Genomic DNA, 16315 nt, shown 5'->3' on the forward strand with positions numbered 1-16315 from the left:
TTTACGCGGAGGCCAGTGCTGAGATCTCGTGGTGTGCGAGTTGTCTTCGGCGTTGTGCAAGCCGTGTGCCTGCCAGCACGGCAGCGAACATGAGCCCGTAGAACACGGACATCCCCGCGCTGGTGGCAGCATCGAGAACGTACGCGACCCAAAAGCCTGCCACCGCACCGACAGAGGCGATGATCACGGTGAGCGTGATCATCACGGGAAGGCGCGTGCTGAGCAGGTAGGCCGTGGCGGGCGGCACGACGACGAGTGCGATCACGAGGATCGCGCCCGATGCGTTGAACGCGGCGGTGACGGTCACGGAGACGAGGAACATGAACGCGGTGTTGATGAGCCCGGTGCGAATGCCGAGGCTGCCCGCGAACTCGGAGTCGAACGTGGTGACCTTGAGTTTTGAGTAGAACACGGTGAGGAAGATGACGTTGACGAGCAGGACCGCGAGCATCACGTACATGTAGGACGGGCCTACGGAAACACCGCCGATGATCAGATGTCGGAACGCGGCGATGTTGAGGTCGCCTGCGAGCACCATGTGGGTGTCGAGGTGGATGTTCGCGAAGTTCATGCTCACCAAGATCACCCCTCCGCTGAACAGGGCAGGGAAGATGAGTCCCTGCGGGGCGTCCCCGGTGAGGAGGCCGGTGCGGGAGAGCCATTCTGCGCCGAGGACCACCAGCAGTCCTGCGAGGGCGGACCCGATGATGAGGAGGGGTGAGTCGAAGTTGCGGGTGATGAAGTAGCCGACAACGATGCCGGGGAGCACGGAGTGGGCGATTGCGTCGACGAGCATCGACCCGCGACGCAGCACCACGAAGGTACCGGGGAGCGCGCAAGCGACGGCGGTAACGACGGCGAGCAGCATAGTGCCAATGGCGAAACTCATCGCGCGGTCCTTTCCAAGAGGAGTTCCTGCTTCAGCATGGTGCGGGCGCGTCTGCGCGAGAGGACGCGGGTAATGATGCTGCGGCGCGGGGAAAATAGCAGAGAAACCACGAAGATGGTGAACAGGGTGAGCACGATCAGCGGCCCGGTGGGGATGTTGCCGAATGCGATCGACAGGTATGCGCCGATCCCGCTGCCTGCCGCGCCGAAGATGGCGGAGAGTGCCACCATGCTGGGCAGGGTACGTGTCCATTGCCGTGCGGCGGCGGTTGGGGTGACGACGAATGCGACCATGAGCACGAGCCCGACGGCTTTGACCCCGATCACGGTGGCGATGACGATCGTGGTGAACATGAGAGTGTCGATGGTGCGGGCTGGGAAGCCGAGCACGGTGGCATGGTCGGGGTCGAAGGTGCGGAGCGCGAATTCTTTCCAAAACACGACCATGAGCACCAATGCGAGGGCACCGACGGTGATGCTGGTGGTGAGGTCGGCGATCGTGATCACGGAGGCGTTGCCGAAGAGGTAGTCCTGGATGCCGCCTTTGCCGGGAAAGGCTCCGTTGGCGATGATCCGCATGAGGAGCATGCCTGCGCCGAAGAAGATCGTCAGGGATACTGCCATCGCGGTGTCGATGCGGATCTTCGAGGTGCGTGTGGTGCCGTTGGCGAACAGCACTGCGATGGTGCCGATGATGACTGCGCCGATGATCAACGTGATCATGTTGCGTCCATCGGTGCCGAGCACCACGACAGCGGTCAGGAATGCTAGCAGCGTGCCGGGGAGTGCGGCGTGGGAGATGACGTCGCTGATGAGGGATTGCTTGCGCAGGTACGCGAAGCTGCCGAGCGCCCCTGCAACCAGGCCGATCGTCATCGTCCCGAATAACACCATGCGGTAGGTGTGGTTGTCGAAAAACTCGATCGGGCTCATGAGGTGAACTCGAGAAAGGCGTCGTCTTCGGCGGTGACGTCGTAGGCGGTGCGAATATTGTCTTTCGTGAACGATTCTTCTGCAGGTCCGGTGGCGACGATCCGGCGGTTCAGCAGGGTCACGTGGTCGCAATAATCGCGCACTGTGGCGAGGTCGTGATGCACAATGACCACGGTCTTGCCCTGTTCGCGCAGTGAGTGGAGTACGGTGACGATGGCCTGCTGGCTTTTCGCATCAATGCCTTGGAACGGTTCGTCCATGAAGTACAGGTCCGGTGCCTGCACGAGGGTGCGGGCGAGAAAAACACGCTGACGTTGCCCACCGGAAAGCTCGCCGATCTGACGAGATGCGAGGTCGGGGATCCCTGTCTGCTCCAGCGCTTCGACAGCGCGGGCGCGTTCGATTTTTCCGGGGCGGCGGAGCCAGCCGAGGGAGCCGTAGGTGCCCATCGTGACCACGTCGAGAACGGTGGTCGGGAAATCCCAGTCTACGCTTGTGGACTGGGGCATGTATCCGACGCGCTGCCGCACCCGCGCGAGCGGGCTGCCGAAGAACTCACTCGACCCGGTGAGGGGTTTCACGAGCCCGAGCATCGCCTTGATCAGGGTGGATTTCCCGGCCCCGTTCGGCCCCACGATACCCATTACGACCCCCTGCGGGACGCGAAAATCGACGCCGCGCAGCACCGGATCGTCCCGGTACGCGACCGACAGGTTCACCGTCGAGCACGCAAGCTGGATGTTTTGTCTGGGGGACGTGGTGGGTGTGGTGGATGTTGTCGTAGTGTCGGTCACTGTGCCTCCTGTCCGAGGGCGTCTGAAACAGCGTGTGCGTTATGGAGGAAGACGCCGAGGTAGGTGTCGACTCCGGGATCTGCACCGAGGGAGTCTGCATAGAGTTCCTCGTCGGAGATCTCGACCTCCCAGCCGAGCGCTCGAATTGCTTCTTGCAGGCTCGTGATGGCTTGCGGGTTGGCCTGGTTGTCTTGGAAGATCACCGGCACCTTGTTGTCGGCAATCATCTTCGCCAGCTCTGATAGTTCTCCCGCACTCAAAGCTGCCTCGGTGGAGACGAAGTCGGTCGCATGCACGGTGAGGTCATAGGTGTCACCGAAGTAGTTGAACGCGTCGTGGCCGGTGATCAAGATCCGAGGCTCCGGCACGCTCGCGAGAAGTGCTTCGACTTCGCTGGCAGCCTCAGCGATCTGCCCCTGATACGCCGTCGCGTTCGCCTGGTATTCCGCGGCGTTGTCGGGATCGATCTCGCCGAGCTTGTCAGCCACATAGCCGACGACAAGTGACCACGCTTCGGGGCTGTTCCACACATGCGGGTCGTGCAGCGGGTTACCCGCATCGTCGGTCTCCGGCCACTCGAGCAGCAGATCCTCCGGGAGTTCATCGCCTACTGCGAGCTGACGATCCCCGCGACTCTCCAACAGGTCGATCATCTGTGCTTCCAGATACAGTCCATTCCACAGAACCACATCGACGCTCTGAATCTTCTCGATGTCCCGGGTCGACGGCTGGTATGTGTGTGGGTCTCCGCCGGGCCCGACCATCGTGGTGACGACAGCGTCGGGGGCAATATTCACGACCGCATCCGCGAGATACCCGGTAGTCGCATACACCGTGAGCGGCTCGTCACTACTGCTCTCTTGCGGGGTGGCGGAGCAACCTGTGATCAGGAGCGCGGCTGCCGCCACGACTCCCAGGCCGGCAATCAGTCGTGATTGAGTGCGCATTGAACATCTTTCTCTTTATTCAGAAAACTTATTTGTTTGGAGTGTCGTAGTTATGAAGCATAGCAATCGATTTAAATGTTCAAGCATCCGCGAACTTTGTTCTTTAGGTGACTGAACTCACCGCTATTCGAATTGAGTGGTGATGCGTTTGTGCTCGTCACGAATAGGTTCGGGGAGGTTCGGGAATTGGGCGAGATGCTCGCTACGGTGGTGCATCTCAGCACCCCATCGCGCATGGTCGATACGGAGCAGCCGGTCAAGGTCGCCCACTCGGAGATTGAGCCCGTCGAGGTTGAGTTCGTCAGGTGTGGGGACGATACCGACGGGGGTGTGCTGCCCGTTCGCGCGTCCGTGGTGGTGGTCGATAAGCCAAAGGAGGGCACGGAGGTTCTCTCGGTACCCGGGCCAGAGGTAGCGGCCATCATCTGGGTCTCGCTGGAACCAATTGACGTGAGCGAAGATCGGTGGGTGGGCAAGTCTGCCGAGGATGGAGAGCCAGTGCTGGGCGTAGTCCCCTTCCGGGTAGGAGAGGAAGGGTCGCATGGACATCGGGTCATAGCGCAGTTGCCCGTCGAGGCCCTCGGCTGCGAAGGTGGCCTCAGCACCCAAGGTGAGGCCGTCGTAGACACCCTCCGCGAGATCGGTGATCGCGCGGATTAAAGGTTCACGGTCACTCGTGCGTCCACCGAAGATGATCGCGTCAATTGGTACTCCGGCGGGATGGTCAGCGGCAGGAGCGAGCGTGGGGATGTTGACGAGTGCGGTCGCGAATCTACTGTTCGGGTGCGCCCAGGGGTCATTCCTCGTGCGCTCGTCGCGGTCGGTGATAAGGTGACCGGTCCAGTCGCGCCATCCTTCGATCTGCGTTGGCGGCTCTGGGGTTTTGCCTTCCCACCACACCTCCCCGGTGAGGTCGTGGCGGGCAACGTTCGTGAAAATCGCGCCGCTTCCGGGGCCCATGGCGTCGATAGCTGAAGGGTTCGTGGTTTCGTTGGTGTCTTTCGCGACACCAAAGATCCCGTTTTCGGGGTTCATACCGTAGAGCCGACCGTCGTCTCCCGCCCAGAGCCAGGCGATATCGTCGCCGTAGAACTCCACCCGGTACCGGTCCCCGAGAGTGTGAGGCGGCAGGGTCATCGCGAGGTTCGTCTTGCCTGAGGCGCTGGGGAACCCGCCGCACACGTGATAGGTGCGGCCGGTGTGGGTGTCGACGATGCCGAGCAGCAGAAATTGCTCGGCAAGGAATCGTCCGGAGACCCAACCGTCGTAGGAGGCAAGACGCAGAGCATGGGCGATTTTCCCGAGGAGCGCGTTGCCACCGTATGCGGAGCCGTAGTGCAGGATGGTGCGCTGGTCTGCGATTGTGGCGAAGAGGCGCTGATCTTCGGGGGTGCCCTGGTTTAAGGTGTCGAGGTCACCGGTGACATGCACGCCACGAACGAAGAAGTCGGGATCGTCAAGGTCGTCGAATAGGTGGAGGCCGACGCGAGCCATACGGATCATGTGCAGCACGACGGTGCGGTCGTCGGTGAGCTGCACGCCTGCAGCAAACGGGGCGAGGGGCGTCCCGGGTACGGCCATGAGGTAGGGCACCACATACATGGTCTTACCTGCGGAGGCTGCACGCATTCGCCCTCGTAATGTCGCGGTGACCTCGTCGGCCGGATGCCAGTTGTTGTAGACGCCACGATCCGACGGGTTGCTGGTCGCGACGACAGTGCGTGCTTCCGACCGGGCCGTGTCGTTCACATGCGACCTGGCATAGTAGCGCCCCTCACCAGCCCGGAGCAGCTCACCGGCATCCAGCGCCTCTTGGATGAGCCGAGCATCATCGGCCGCGCTGACAACTTCCACTCGCGTGGGAGTGGTGATCGCTGCCCATTCCTGCACGAACTCGCGGATCGACTGCGTGGTGATGTCTGCAGCGTTCAAGGTGTGGTCGATGCTCGTGTTCATTCGAGGGGTTCTCCTGTCCCGGATCCCTGCGTGAGGGTGTGTATGTGATGGATGCGGATCAGGACTCCTGCGACGGGCCGCTTAAGCCCTTGCTCGGTTGCAAAGTCAACGGCGGCATCGAACACCGCTCCCTGCTCGTGCACCTCCGGAGAGCCGGAGAAGCGGTAGCCCACTCGGGTGTCTTGGTCGATCGCCGTCACGACCGCCGTGGAGCCCGAGCGAATGTTCGCCATATGTGCACCCTTGGCGTGTTCGCTGTAGACCAGCGTGTGGTCGTTCCACGCAGGCATCGACCACTTTGGCCCCACCTCCGGCACCCCTGTCCTCGTGACGGTGGTGAGGATCGGGGTCTGGGTGGCGAGCATGTCACGCATCGGCTCGACGAGCCTCGCTCTCCCGTGAAGTCTCGTCACGAGCCCTTCTTGAGCTGGTCGCTCCTGGGGTTTACGAGGGGCTGATGGCGGTGGGGGCCCGGCTCGATAGGAGACGTCCATGAAGTGGTCGAGCTTGGCGGTCTCTTCGCCGCGAAGGAAGACCGTGAGCATCCGCAGCAGGCTGTGCACCACGCGGGTCGGGTCGGCTGAGGTCTCCAGCAATTGCATCCCGGCCCGGTGATCGCCGGTTCGTGCCTGCTGAAACAGTGCGATCGCCTCCAACCAGCTTCCTTCGTTTGAGTTTTCCACCGTCACTCTGATCCTCCGCTCGCAGTACGTCTGCGCAACTAATATTCTATGTTCGACATGCCGTAGTTACAAATGTGGGCGTGTCGTACATAAACGAACTACAGTGATGTTATTACTAGACACGCCCCCTCCGCTGAGGGTCAAGCACAACATGTAGTGGTTGCTGACGCGACACGTGGCAGCCGGACAGGAGAGGAGAACCCCGATGTCGACCGCGCTTCGCTCACGGCAGGCCGTACCCCTGACGCGGGAACTGACATTCACAGAGTCTCCGGATCTGGTGTTCTTCTCCAGCGTGTCCGAGAACACCAGACGCTTCGTGGAGCGGCTCGACCGGCCCGCAGCGCGCATCCCCTTGCGCCCCCGCAGCGAGGGGATGATTCGGGTAGCTCGTCCGTTCGTGCTGGTCGTTCCTACGTATGGTGGCGGCGCGCACGCTGGGGCGGTGCCGAAGCAGGTGATCTCGTTTCTGAACGACCCGGTCAACCGGTCACTCATCCGGGGCGTGATCACGGCGGGGAACACGAACTTCGGTGAGGACTACTGCCTCGCAGGCCCCATCATCTCCGCCAAATGCCACGTCCCCGAGCTGTACCGCTTCGAACTGCTGGGTACCCAGCGCGATATCCACAACGTCACCCACGGCCTGACCCGTTTTTGGGCACAGGCCTCCAATGAGAGGAACCCCGCATGATCACCATGACTCAAGAAACTCCGCCACGTACCGGGATCGGCGTCCGTAAGGACTACCACGCCCTCAACGCACAGCTGAACCTGTTCGCCCCAGACGGGTCGATCCAGTTCGACAAAGACCAGGAAGCTGCGGACGAGTATTTCCGGCAGCACGTCGTTCCAAACACGAAAACCTTCCCATCAGTGCACGATCGCCTGACTTGGCTGGTCGAACACGACTACTACGAACCGGAGTTCCTTGCCGCCTACACGCCAGAGTTCATCAGTGGGCTGCACGAGCACGCGCACGGCGTACGCCACCGATTCCACACATTCCTGGGAGCGTTCAAGTTCTTCACGTCCTATGCGCTGAAAACTTTCGACGGCACCACCTACCTGGAAGGCTTCGAGGATCGCGTCGTCGCCACCGCACTCTACCTCGGGCAAGGAGACACGAAACTCGCGACCAGCCTCGTCGATGAGATGCTCACGGGCCGCTTCCAACCAGCGACGCCAACGTTTTTAAACGCCGGCAAAGCGCAGCGCGGTGAACTCGTCTCCTGCTTCCTGCTGCGTCTGGAAGACAACCTGGAATCCATCGGCCGCAGCGTGAACTCCGCCCTGCAACTGTCCAAACGCGGCGGCGGGGTCGCCCTGCTGCTGACGAACCTGCGCGAGACCGGGGCACCGATCAAGAAGATCGAGAATCAAGCCTCCGGCGTCGTCCCGGTGATGAAGATCCTCGAAGACAGCTTCAGCTACGCCAACCAACTCGGTGCCCGCCAGGGCGCGGGAGCGGTATACCTCCACGCGCACCACCCTGACATCATGGGGTTCCTCGACACCAAACGGGAAAACGCAGACGAGAAGATCCGCATCAAGACCCTCTCCCTCGGTGTCGTCATTCCCGATGTGACCTTCCAGCTCGCGAAGGAAAACCGGGACATGCACCTGTTCAGCCCCTACGACGTGGAACGCGAATACGGCACACCGCTGTCAGATTTGTCTGTCAATGAGCACTACGACGACCTGGTCGGGAACCCGAGGATCCGGAAGACCACGATTAGTGCGCGCGAGTTCTTCAAAACCCTCGCCGAACTGCAATTCGAATCCGGGTACCCCTACGTACTCTTCGAAGACACCGTTAACGCCGCGAACCCGGTCGACGGGTGGATCAACATGTCGAACCTCTGCAGCGAGATCCTCCAGGTGAACACCCCCTCCCGCTACGACGCCGCCATCGGATACGAGAACGTGGGCCGGGACATCTCTTGCAACCTCGGCTCGCTCAACATCGCACAGGCCTTCGCCTCGCCTGATTTCGGACAGACCGTGGAGACGGCGGTGCGGGCACTCACGAGCGTGTCGGAACAGACCGACGTCGACGCGGTGCCATCAGTAGCTGCCGGAAACGCTGCATCGCACGCGATCGGGCTCGGACAAATGAACCTCCACGGCTTTCTTGCCTCCCAGCGCATCCGGTACGGCAGCGAGGAGGGCATCGACTTCACCGACCTGTACTTCCTCACCGTCACCTACCACGCCCTGCGCGCCTCGAACAGGATCGCGATCGAGCGCGGCGAGACCTTCGCAGGCTTCGACACCTCGGCGTATGCCGACGGCTCCTACTTCGACAAGTACACCGACCGTGATTGGCAGCCCGCCACCCAGCGGGTCCGCGACCTCTTCACCGAGGCCGACGTCGCAATCCCGAGCCGTGCTGACTGGCAGGAACTGCGGGAGTCGGTCATGGCGCACGGGATCTACAACGCCTATTTGCAAGCTGTCCCACCGACCGGCTCAATCTCATATGTGAACAACTCGACCGCCTCGATCCATCCGATCGCAGCGAAGATTGAGATCCGCAAAGAAGGCAAACTCGGGCGTGTCTACTACCCGGCCCCGCACATGACCAACGAGAATCTGGAGTTCTTCGAAGACGCCTACGAGATCGGCTACGAAAAGATCATCGACACCTACGCCGCCGCGACCCGCCACGTGGACCAAGGGTTGAGCTTGACGTTGTTCTTCCGCGATACCGCCACCACCCGCGACATCAACAAGGCCCAGATCTATGCCTGGCGGGCCGGGATCAAGACGCTCTACTACATCCGGCTGCGCCAGCCAGCTCTCGAAGGCACCGAGATCGAGAACTGTGTCTCCTGCGCCCTCTAATCACCTTACCCACCCCGATTTGTATCAAGGAATCCCTATGACTCTCCTCGACCTCACTCGTCCGATCACCGAGATCTCAGTCACCCCGCCCGGGTTCCGGCACGACCCCGCCGCTCGCCTGCGACCCATCAACTGGAACCGCATCAGTGACGACAAAGACCTGGAAGTGTGGAACCGGCTCACCGCGAACTTCTGGCTCCCCGAGAAAGTGCCGCTCTCGAACGACCTGCCTGCCTGGCAGACCCTCACCCCCGAAGAGCGCACCCTCACAATGCGCGTATTTACCGGGCTCACCATGCTCGACACCGTGCAGGCCACCGTCGGCGAGATCTGCCAGATCCAAGACGCCCGCACCGAGCACGAAGAAGCCGTCTACACGAACATCGCATTCATGCAGGCCGTGCACGCACGCTCCTACTCCAGCGTGTTCTCCACCCTCACCAGCACCCCAGAAATTGACGACGCCTACCGATGGGCCGTCGGCAACGACCTCCTCCAAGAACGATCCAAACAAGTCCTGGTGCACTACTACGGTGATGATCCGCTCAAACGAAAAGTAGCCTCCACCCTGCTGTCGTCCCTGCTGCTCTACGCCGGGTTCTACCTGCCGTTACACTTCTCTGTCCACGCGACCCTCACCAACACCGCAGATATGATCCGGCTGATCCTCCGCGACAAAGCCGTGCACGGCTACTACTCCGGATACAAGTACCAACGCGGCCTCGAAACCCACTCGGCAGCCGAACAGGAACACATGTGCGAGTTCACCTACGCGCTGTTGGAAGAACTCTACGAACTGGAACTCGAATACTCGGGTGACCTCTATGAACCGCTCGGACTCATGGACGACGTGTCGGTGTTCGTGCGCTACAACGCGAACAAGGCGCTCATGAACCTCGGCTACCCCGCCCGCTTCACCCCCGAAGAGACCGAGGTCAACCCCGAGATCCTTGCTGCCCTCTCACCCGGCTCAGCCGAAAACCACGACTTCTTCTCCGGCTCGGGTTCCTCTTACATCATCGGGAAAGCCGAAGACACCAGCGACGACGACTGGGACTTCTGATACACAAAATCACCCACCCTGCACTCACACATTCACTGAAAGACGTAGCGTGACCCGAAACATTTCCATCCTTGTCGGCAGTCTTCGCCGGAGCTCCTACACCCGCAAGATCGCCCACAACCTCATCGACTATTTTCCTAGAAACTACGAAGCAGGAATCGTTGAGATTCGTGACCTTCCGCTCTATAACTTCGACTACGACGATCCCGACGTGACTGACATGCTTGTCCCGCCGGAATACTCAGAATTTCGGGCAACAATCAAAGCGTCTCACGGCATCTTGTTCGTCACCCCGGAGAACAACCGCACCATCCCTGCGTGCCTGAAAAACGCGATCGACATCGGTTCCAAACCCAACAGCGACGTCGCCTGGAAGAGTCTCCCGGCCGGGATCGTCAGCCACTCTGTGGGCCGCATGGGCGGGTACAGTTCGCAGAAAAACGTCCGGCTAGCGCTATCTTACTTCGACATGCCCACACCCGGGCAGCCCGAAGTGTTCCTCTCCCAATCGCCCACGCTGCTCGACGATGATGACCGAATCACCCAGGAATCCACAGTGCGGTTCCTCAGGGACTACGTCAGCCGCTTTACCCAGCTCGTCGAGAGTCGCGGATAGGCGTGAGAACACATGTCGGACGCTATCGAAAGGAGAACACGAACCGATAATGCGGAGGGTGTGCCGTCTCCGGTCATGGTGCAACGAGTGGTCCATTCGTCCGCGACAGCCCGCACCACCTCTGACCGGATGAAAGTGCTGGTCATCAACTCGGGCACCACCACGATTCTGCATCAGACCGGTGAACTCAATCTCGGTGAAGGTCAAGTTGTGCTGTTGCCTCCCGGGCACTGGTATGCGGGAGTTCCGGCCGGTCAGGTCGTGACCACGACGGCATGCGTCGATACCGAATTCCTCCACGAGCAGGTGCGCTGGATCCCCAAATCCAGCGCACCTGCTCTCTTGCTGTCTTCGAAGGCGGGCCAGTCTGATCCCATCCTCATCGATCTGCCTTCCCAAGCCCTATCCCACCTAAACGCTTCCTTTCGCCTTCTGCTCGACAGTCACCAGAATGAAGCCCCCGCACTGCATCAGCTCAGCCGGATCGCGGAACTCTTCGACATTCTCACGCGCCCCACCACCGAGCACGACCCCGGTAACACCGCAGTCCGCCAGGCAGTGTCGCGTCTTCTCGAGCAACTCGACTACCCGTGGAGCATCGATGTCCTGGCTGCGTCGGTTTCGATATCCCGGTTCCAACTGTCTCGACTGTTCCGGCAACACCTGCAGAGGAGTCCGGCGGAGTTTTTACGAACAGAGCGTGCGAAACGTATGGCGGAGCTTCTAGTGTCGGACCCTCGCCCCATCGATGCCATTGCGCGGCAGGTTGGCTGGTATGACTCAAGCCATGCTTCTCGGGTATTCCGACACATCCACGGGTTTTCGCCGCAGCTCTACCGGCGCACTCACGGCGCACCGCAGGGACATTGAGGCTCCCGAGAAATGTGGGTGCCTCAGCGAATGTCGAAAAACGCAAAGCACCTTCCTACCTGAGGGATAGTCGATCGCGCCAGGCCGCTCGACGAACCCGTGAAGGAAGGAATCACCACGATCGGTACCGAATCACCAGAGAAACACACCCCGCCCACTAGCACTGCTGACAATGCCGCGACACACCCAAGGTGGCCGACCTCTCACTTCCTCGGGGTGATCATTTGGTCTGACGACACCGAGGAAGACCCCACGGTGATCGCCGACCGCAACCCCGTGACACTGGCACGCACCATGGCGACAACGATCCACGACATGATCGACGACTCGCCCGCTTATGCGGGCGCACCCGAATTTCTAGAGTCGAATCCGCCGCCACAGGATTGGGTACTGCCAGAGGATGTCGATGCCTGGCTAGAGGCACTACGGGAATCGACCCCGTACCCGGCTTACTCGTTCCATCGGATATCAACTACTGGTGGGGTCGACGGCACCAACCGCACCGTCGTGAACCGCTACCTGGATAGTGCACTCCAGGAGCGCGAACATTCGCTGAATTCAGAGGCAGTTGACGCTCCGCGTCACGAGCCAGCCGGGCAGGCACATCATCTCTGACTCACCTGTTGTGCCGCAGCCCTCATCGGCCGAAGGACCTCAGGGGGTGAGGAGGTGATGTTTTGACGCATGTTCTAAACGCATTCGCGCATCTTCACCATCCCCGCTGGACAGCCTCGCCGGAGTGGCTTATCCCGGAAGTGCAGCCTGCAATTTTGCCGTACCTGATCTGCACCTGACGCGCAGATGCATGGCTAAAACACAAAGGAGAACCCGTCATGTCCGATTCCAGTATCACGCCGCCGCTCGGGTATGTGCCCGATCCGTTGCAACCGCACCGGGTGGTGATCGAATTCGACGTGCTCGCCCGCAGCCAGGCCGAGGCTGACTACATTGTCGGCGAGGTGCTCGTTGAGGAACTCGCGGGTGAACCTGGTGACATTCGCACCGACGGGTCTCGAGTATTCGGGGAAGAGTTTGGAGACGATGTGGCGAGCATCACGTCCTGGATTCCTGTCACCGGCACCCCGGAAGTACCGCCGCGCCAGGTGATGATTCCGTCACGCGGCTGGGAACCATTCGAAGAGAGTGGAATCCCCGAGATCGTCGCAGAGATGTTCCCACCCGAACCCCGCACCGAAAGTTTCCGCCTCCCAGACGGGTCACCTGATACTGATCGGTTCGATGACGCGCATGAGCAGTGGCGTGACGAATGCCTCTCGCTAGCAATCCAAGCGTCCCGACTGCCGGACACGCTCACGAAACTCGAGCGGGCTGAGCGGGTGCGTGACGGCCTGATCGACCTCGTGGAACGCGAACAATTGCCGGTAGAGCCGGTGAAAGAAGATTACCTCGTCACGATCGCGCCTGCCTACGAGGGCGAATTCGAAGACATGAGGTTTGCGTGGGATCATGGGGCGTGGCACACGGAGTTAACCGCTCTCGCGAAACGCCGTGAACACGCCCTGCACGGGTTACTTGCTGAGGGTGGGCCTCGGACGATGATTCTGCCCGAAGGGTTTCACCGTGAATGGCTGCCCGCTGACCTGATCGCGATCCAGACGCTCCGAACGCTCGTCGAACGCGAGAAGACCGGGCAGGGTGTATCGCTACTGGATCGTAGGCAGCGGGAGCAGTTGGAAGCGGTGCTGTTCGCCGCCGACCCTGACGTGCGCATCATCGACCCCGCGGACCCAGACCGGGGTGAACTGTATGCGGGGCGTGCGTCGGAAGCACACGACTGGGTACCGCCCGGGGTGTATGACGCGGTTGGCCTCGAAGGAACCGGTGAGTTCCGAGTTGTCGTCGGACGTATGCCGGTCGGTGACGGAATGACGGCGTCGGCCGCGTTCTCCCCGGTCGAGCATGACAGCGCAGTGTTGAATGAAATCGCCCGCATCTTGGAGCACAACACCGAGCACCATGCGCCTGACGAAGTGCTCAGGCAGGTGAACGCGCAGGTTCTCACGACGGGGCGGATCAGTGCCGCACCCGAACATTCGAGTGGCGTGTCGCCCGAGCCACCGATGACGCGGCTGGAGCAAGGGGTACTGCTCAGCGAGTTCCTCGCCGATCGAGAACAGCACCTCGACCCCGATCCAGAAGATCCAGAACGCCCCTCACCCGACACCGGAATAGGCCGGGACCTCTAGCAGAACTGTGGTTGCTGGCGGTGGAGGTGGGGTCCGGAGTGTTTGACGATTTGGCGCATGTTCTATACAAAACGGCGCATCTTCACCGAAAACGCTCGCCACACGGCGCGGGCTCGGGTAGTGCTTGAAACAGACATAGGGAAAGCTCGCCAGCGGACTCTGCATCACCGGTGACCCCGACAGCACTCGTGCTGCCGCACCTACAGGATGACCCCGCGCACGAGTACTTCATCAGCGCGGATGTTTCCAGGGGGTGCCACGTGACCATGATCGACTCCACCAGCTGGATCCTGCCCACACCCCTCCCCGCCGAGTTGCCGGCCGCAGCTGCCGCATATGCTACAGCCGGGGTCGCAGTTTTTCCCTGCATCCCGGGCGGCAAACGTCCACTCACCGCGCATGGCTTCCAAGACGCAACCACCGACACCGCGCAGGTCGATCGTTGGTGGCGGAGGTTCCCGTTCGCGAACATTGGTATCCCCACCGGGCAGCACGTGGAGGTGCTCGATATCGATGTGCATGCTACCGGCACCGGTTACCCGACACTACGTACCCTGCAGCAACAGGGCCTGATCAGCGGCTGGGGGCAAGCGGTGCGCTCACCTTCAGACGGACTGCACCTGTATTACCCGACACACCCGGAGCACGACCAAGCCTCGTGGTCGCGGGGGCGCGCTCACGTGGATTTTCGAGGCCTCGGCGGCTACATCATCGCCCCACCTTCGACCCTGCACATCGAGCATGGTGACCGCCGTTACGAAGTGATCGCCCGCGGCAAGAATCTGCGCCCGATCGATGCCGACCAGATCCGAGAGTTGCTCATTCCGTGGCCTGAACCAACTGTTCAGTTTCTTGCCGCAGTGCATACGCGGGAGGCATCGGCGGAGCGGATTGCCGGGTGGGTGTCCACACTTGGTGAAGGGAACCGGAACGCGGGCCTGTTTTGGGCGGCATGCCGCCTCGCGGAGGCCGGTCACCCCGAACACGACACCCTCGGGTTGCTTGCACCCGCAGCTACATCTGCTGACCTTGCAGCGCGGGAGATCCTCACGACGATCCGTCCTGCTCACCGCAGCATCCAGCTCACCGACGACCCCGGCGATTCTGTCGCTGGGTGGGGAGTGAAAGATCCGGTCACCCGATGACCACAACGATTTCCACGACATACGACCGCGAAGCGAGAGGGCAGGTGCCCGCGCTTGAGGGTGCTGTTGCGGGAGTGTCACGGTTCGTGGTCGTGCTCGCGGTCATCGGAACCAACCTGCTCGCCCTCGGCGCATTCTGGCTGTCGTTTACGACCCTGCGGGATCTTGCGGTGCTCTCCGGGAGCCCCGCGGAGCAGGCCTGGATTTGGCCGCTGATCGTGGACGGTGTAATTCTCGAAGCCACCATCAGCGTCGTCGCACTTCGCAATTCCGCGCGAGCTGCACGTCGGTTCGCGTGGCTGCTCCTCACCGCAGGCGCCGGCGTGTCGGTTGCCGCGAACATCACCCACGCGGTGGTCGCCGCCGACACCCGCGTGCCTGCGCTGGTCGCCGCGCTGGTCGCGTCAGTGCCGCCGTTGGTGCTGCTGGCGATGACGCATCTCACCGTCGAACTCACCCATAACAGCACCCCGACCACGACCGCATCCGACCCGACACCGCAGGTCGTACCTGACACGACTGACCGTCATTCTGAAGAGCCTCGGCTCGCAGCAACCTCTGTGACCGCTGTGCAGCGGGCGCACCCGCCGGTCACGAGGGATCCTGCCCGGTCACTGTCACCGGCAGCTAGTGCTGGCAGGGTTCCTGCGTCGCGGGAAGATCCGCGGGCACAAGCATTGACGATGAGCAAGAAGGGGATCTCGAATCGGCAGATCGCCACCGAACTGGGCGTACATCCAACAACGGTAGGCCGCTGGCTGAACGCACCTGACCGTCAACAGGACGGAGACCCCCATGACTGATCCCACCCATACCAGCAGTCCTGACCGCACACCGCGCCGTGCCGAGACCGACGTGAACGCGGAGGCCACTGCAGCACTCACCGATGAATGGCGAGAGAGCGAGTTCGCAACCCACGGCGACCCGACAATTGCACGAGACCACCTCGATCCGCGATCGAAGCGTCCGGGCGTGCAGTGGGTGCGACCCACTGACGTTGCAGCGCGTGCCGGTGGGGCGATCGTCGACCGCGGTACAGAGCTGAATGTGCAACTGCGCGACGCAGTCCTCGCCGGGGTACGTGACGGACGCGCCCTCATCCAGGAGCGTCTTGCCCGACGGCAGCGTGAACTTGAGCCAGTAACCTCCCCGACGGCCGCCGTGCAGCGGTCTCTAGGGAGAGCGGGGGTGAGCCGATGAGCGCTGCCTGTTCCGGCACCATCCAGGTGTCGCACGACCCCCGCATCCGCTAACCCGCTTCGTGCCCCGGCGCTACCTGCGCGACAACGCACAAGTCCCGGGACCTGCCGAACATGTCGGGCAGGCCTGCTGGCTCCGTCATGCCCGCCGCTTCTGCTCGCTACGC

Annotated in this window: 16 protein-coding genes; 10 read left to right on the plus strand and 6 right to left on the minus strand. The window is 61.7% G+C overall.

Going from position 1 to position 16315, the window contains the following annotated elements:
• Position 1: 1 nt before the first annotated feature.
• From ACUYV6_RS00400 to ACUYV6_RS00425, 6 genes are all read right to left on the minus strand, one after another.
• The gene (locus ACUYV6_RS00400; RefSeq protein ID WP_449276673.1) at positions 2-889 is read right to left on the minus strand and encodes a metal ABC transporter permease; all 888 of its coding nucleotides are present in this window, start codon (positions 887-889) and stop codon (positions 2-4) included.
• The gene (locus ACUYV6_RS00405) at positions 886-1821 is read right to left on the minus strand and encodes a metal ABC transporter permease (RefSeq protein ID WP_449276674.1); all 936 of its coding nucleotides are present in this window, start codon (positions 1819-1821) and stop codon (positions 886-888) included. Before ACUYV6_RS00405 ends, ACUYV6_RS00400 begins: the two co-directional genes overlap by 4 nt.
• Entirely contained in the window at positions 1818-2507 is a 690-nt protein-coding gene (locus ACUYV6_RS00410) for a metal ABC transporter ATP-binding protein (protein WP_449276675.1), read from the minus strand. The genes ACUYV6_RS00405 and ACUYV6_RS00410 overlap by 4 nt, the downstream gene beginning before the upstream one ends.
• Positions 2508-2611: 104 nt before the next feature.
• Positions 2612-3562, minus strand: coding sequence for a metal ABC transporter substrate-binding protein (locus tag ACUYV6_RS00415; protein ID WP_449276676.1), 951 nt, complete (start codon positions 3560-3562; stop codon positions 2612-2614).
• Positions 3563-3685: 123 nt separating this feature from the next.
• Positions 3686-5518 (minus strand): phosphoenolpyruvate carboxykinase (GTP), encoded by a 1833-nt coding sequence (locus tag ACUYV6_RS00420; protein WP_449276677.1) that lies wholly within the window; start codon positions 5516-5518, stop codon positions 3686-3688.
• Entirely contained in the window at positions 5515-6201 is a 687-nt protein-coding gene (locus tag ACUYV6_RS00425) for a pyridoxamine 5'-phosphate oxidase family protein (RefSeq protein ID WP_449276678.1), read from the minus strand. Before ACUYV6_RS00425 ends, ACUYV6_RS00420 begins: the two co-directional genes overlap by 4 nt.
• A gap of 205 nt (positions 6202-6406) precedes the next feature.
• On the opposite strand from ACUYV6_RS00425, the gene nrdI reads away from it, so the two are divergent.
• The 10 genes from nrdI (at position 6407) to ACUYV6_RS00475 (ending at position 16149) form a co-directional block, all read left to right on the plus strand.
• Positions 6407-6895, plus strand: coding sequence for a class Ib ribonucleoside-diphosphate reductase assembly flavoprotein NrdI (gene nrdI / locus ACUYV6_RS00430; protein ID WP_449276679.1), 489 nt, complete (start codon positions 6407-6409; stop codon positions 6893-6895).
• A complete protein-coding gene (nrdE, locus tag ACUYV6_RS00435; RefSeq protein ID WP_449276680.1) occupies positions 6892-9048 on the plus strand; it encodes a class 1b ribonucleoside-diphosphate reductase subunit alpha in 2157 nt (718 codons plus the stop codon). The genes nrdI and nrdE overlap by 4 nt, the downstream gene beginning before the upstream one ends.
• Before the next feature lie 37 nt (positions 9049-9085).
• The gene (gene nrdF, locus ACUYV6_RS00440; RefSeq protein ID WP_449276681.1) at positions 9086-10111 is read left to right on the plus strand and encodes a class 1b ribonucleoside-diphosphate reductase subunit beta; all 1026 of its coding nucleotides are present in this window, start codon (positions 9086-9088) and stop codon (positions 10109-10111) included.
• A 49-nt stretch (positions 10112-10160) separates the two neighbouring features.
• The gene (locus ACUYV6_RS00445; protein WP_449276682.1) at positions 10161-10727 is read left to right on the plus strand and encodes an NADPH-dependent FMN reductase; all 567 of its coding nucleotides are present in this window, start codon (positions 10161-10163) and stop codon (positions 10725-10727) included.
• A 12-nt stretch (positions 10728-10739) separates the two neighbouring features.
• Positions 10740-11597 (plus strand): helix-turn-helix domain-containing protein, encoded by an 858-nt coding sequence (locus ACUYV6_RS00450; protein ID WP_449276683.1) that lies wholly within the window; start codon positions 10740-10742, stop codon positions 11595-11597.
• Positions 11598-11813: 216 nt separating this feature from the next.
• Positions 11814-12212: a hypothetical protein gene (locus ACUYV6_RS00455; RefSeq protein WP_449276684.1), complete on the plus strand. Its 399-nt coding sequence runs from the start codon at positions 11814-11816 to the stop codon at positions 12210-12212.
• Positions 12213-12430: 218 nt separating this feature from the next.
• The gene (locus tag ACUYV6_RS00460; protein WP_449276685.1) at positions 12431-13804 is read left to right on the plus strand and encodes a hypothetical protein; all 1374 of its coding nucleotides are present in this window, start codon (positions 12431-12433) and stop codon (positions 13802-13804) included.
• Between the two features lie 170 nt (positions 13805-13974).
• The gene (locus ACUYV6_RS00465; RefSeq protein ID WP_449276686.1) at positions 13975-14949 is read left to right on the plus strand and encodes a bifunctional DNA primase/polymerase; all 975 of its coding nucleotides are present in this window, start codon (positions 13975-13977) and stop codon (positions 14947-14949) included.
• Positions 14946-15752: a DUF2637 domain-containing protein gene (locus ACUYV6_RS00470; protein ID WP_449276687.1), complete on the plus strand. Its 807-nt coding sequence runs from the start codon at positions 14946-14948 to the stop codon at positions 15750-15752. Before ACUYV6_RS00465 ends, ACUYV6_RS00470 begins: the two co-directional genes overlap by 4 nt.
• Entirely contained in the window at positions 15745-16149 is a 405-nt protein-coding gene (locus ACUYV6_RS00475) for a hypothetical protein (RefSeq protein ID WP_449276688.1), read from the plus strand. Before ACUYV6_RS00470 ends, ACUYV6_RS00475 begins: the two co-directional genes overlap by 8 nt.
• Positions 16150-16315 lie beyond the last annotated feature (166 nt).

The sequence above is a fragment of the Leucobacter sp. GX24907 genome (assembly GCF_053567335.1).

Excerpts from the sequence above, each read along its gene's own strand:
- ACUYV6_RS00420 (WP_449276677.1), bottom strand. The coding sequence starts at position 5,518 with ATGAACACGAGCATCGACCACACCTTGAACGCTGCAGACATCACCACG.
- nrdI (WP_449276679.1), top strand. The coding sequence starts at position 6,407 with ATGTCGACCGCGCTTCGCTCACGGCAGGCCGTACCCCTGACGCGGGAA.
- ACUYV6_RS00450 (WP_449276683.1), top strand. The coding sequence starts at position 10,740 with ATGTCGGACGCTATCGAAAGGAGAACACGAACCGATAATGCGGAGGGT.
- ACUYV6_RS00460 (WP_449276685.1), top strand. The coding sequence starts at position 12,431 with ATGTCCGATTCCAGTATCACGCCGCCGCTCGGGTATGTGCCCGATCCG.
- ACUYV6_RS00470 (WP_449276687.1), top strand. The coding sequence starts at position 14,946 with ATGACCACAACGATTTCCACGACATACGACCGCGAAGCGAGAGGGCAG.
- ACUYV6_RS00400 (WP_449276673.1), bottom strand. The coding sequence starts at position 889 with ATGAGTTTCGCCATTGGCACTATGCTGCTCGCCGTCGTTACCGCCGTC.
- ACUYV6_RS00415 (WP_449276676.1), bottom strand. The coding sequence starts at position 3,562 with ATGCGCACTCAATCACGACTGATTGCCGGCCTGGGAGTCGTGGCGGCA.
- nrdE (WP_449276680.1), top strand. The coding sequence starts at position 6,892 with ATGATCACCATGACTCAAGAAACTCCGCCACGTACCGGGATCGGCGTC.
- ACUYV6_RS00475 (WP_449276688.1), top strand. The coding sequence starts at position 15,745 with ATGACTGATCCCACCCATACCAGCAGTCCTGACCGCACACCGCGCCGT.
- nrdF (WP_449276681.1), top strand. The coding sequence starts at position 9,086 with ATGACTCTCCTCGACCTCACTCGTCCGATCACCGAGATCTCAGTCACC.
- ACUYV6_RS00405 (WP_449276674.1), bottom strand. The coding sequence starts at position 1,821 with ATGAGCCCGATCGAGTTTTTCGACAACCACACCTACCGCATGGTGTTA.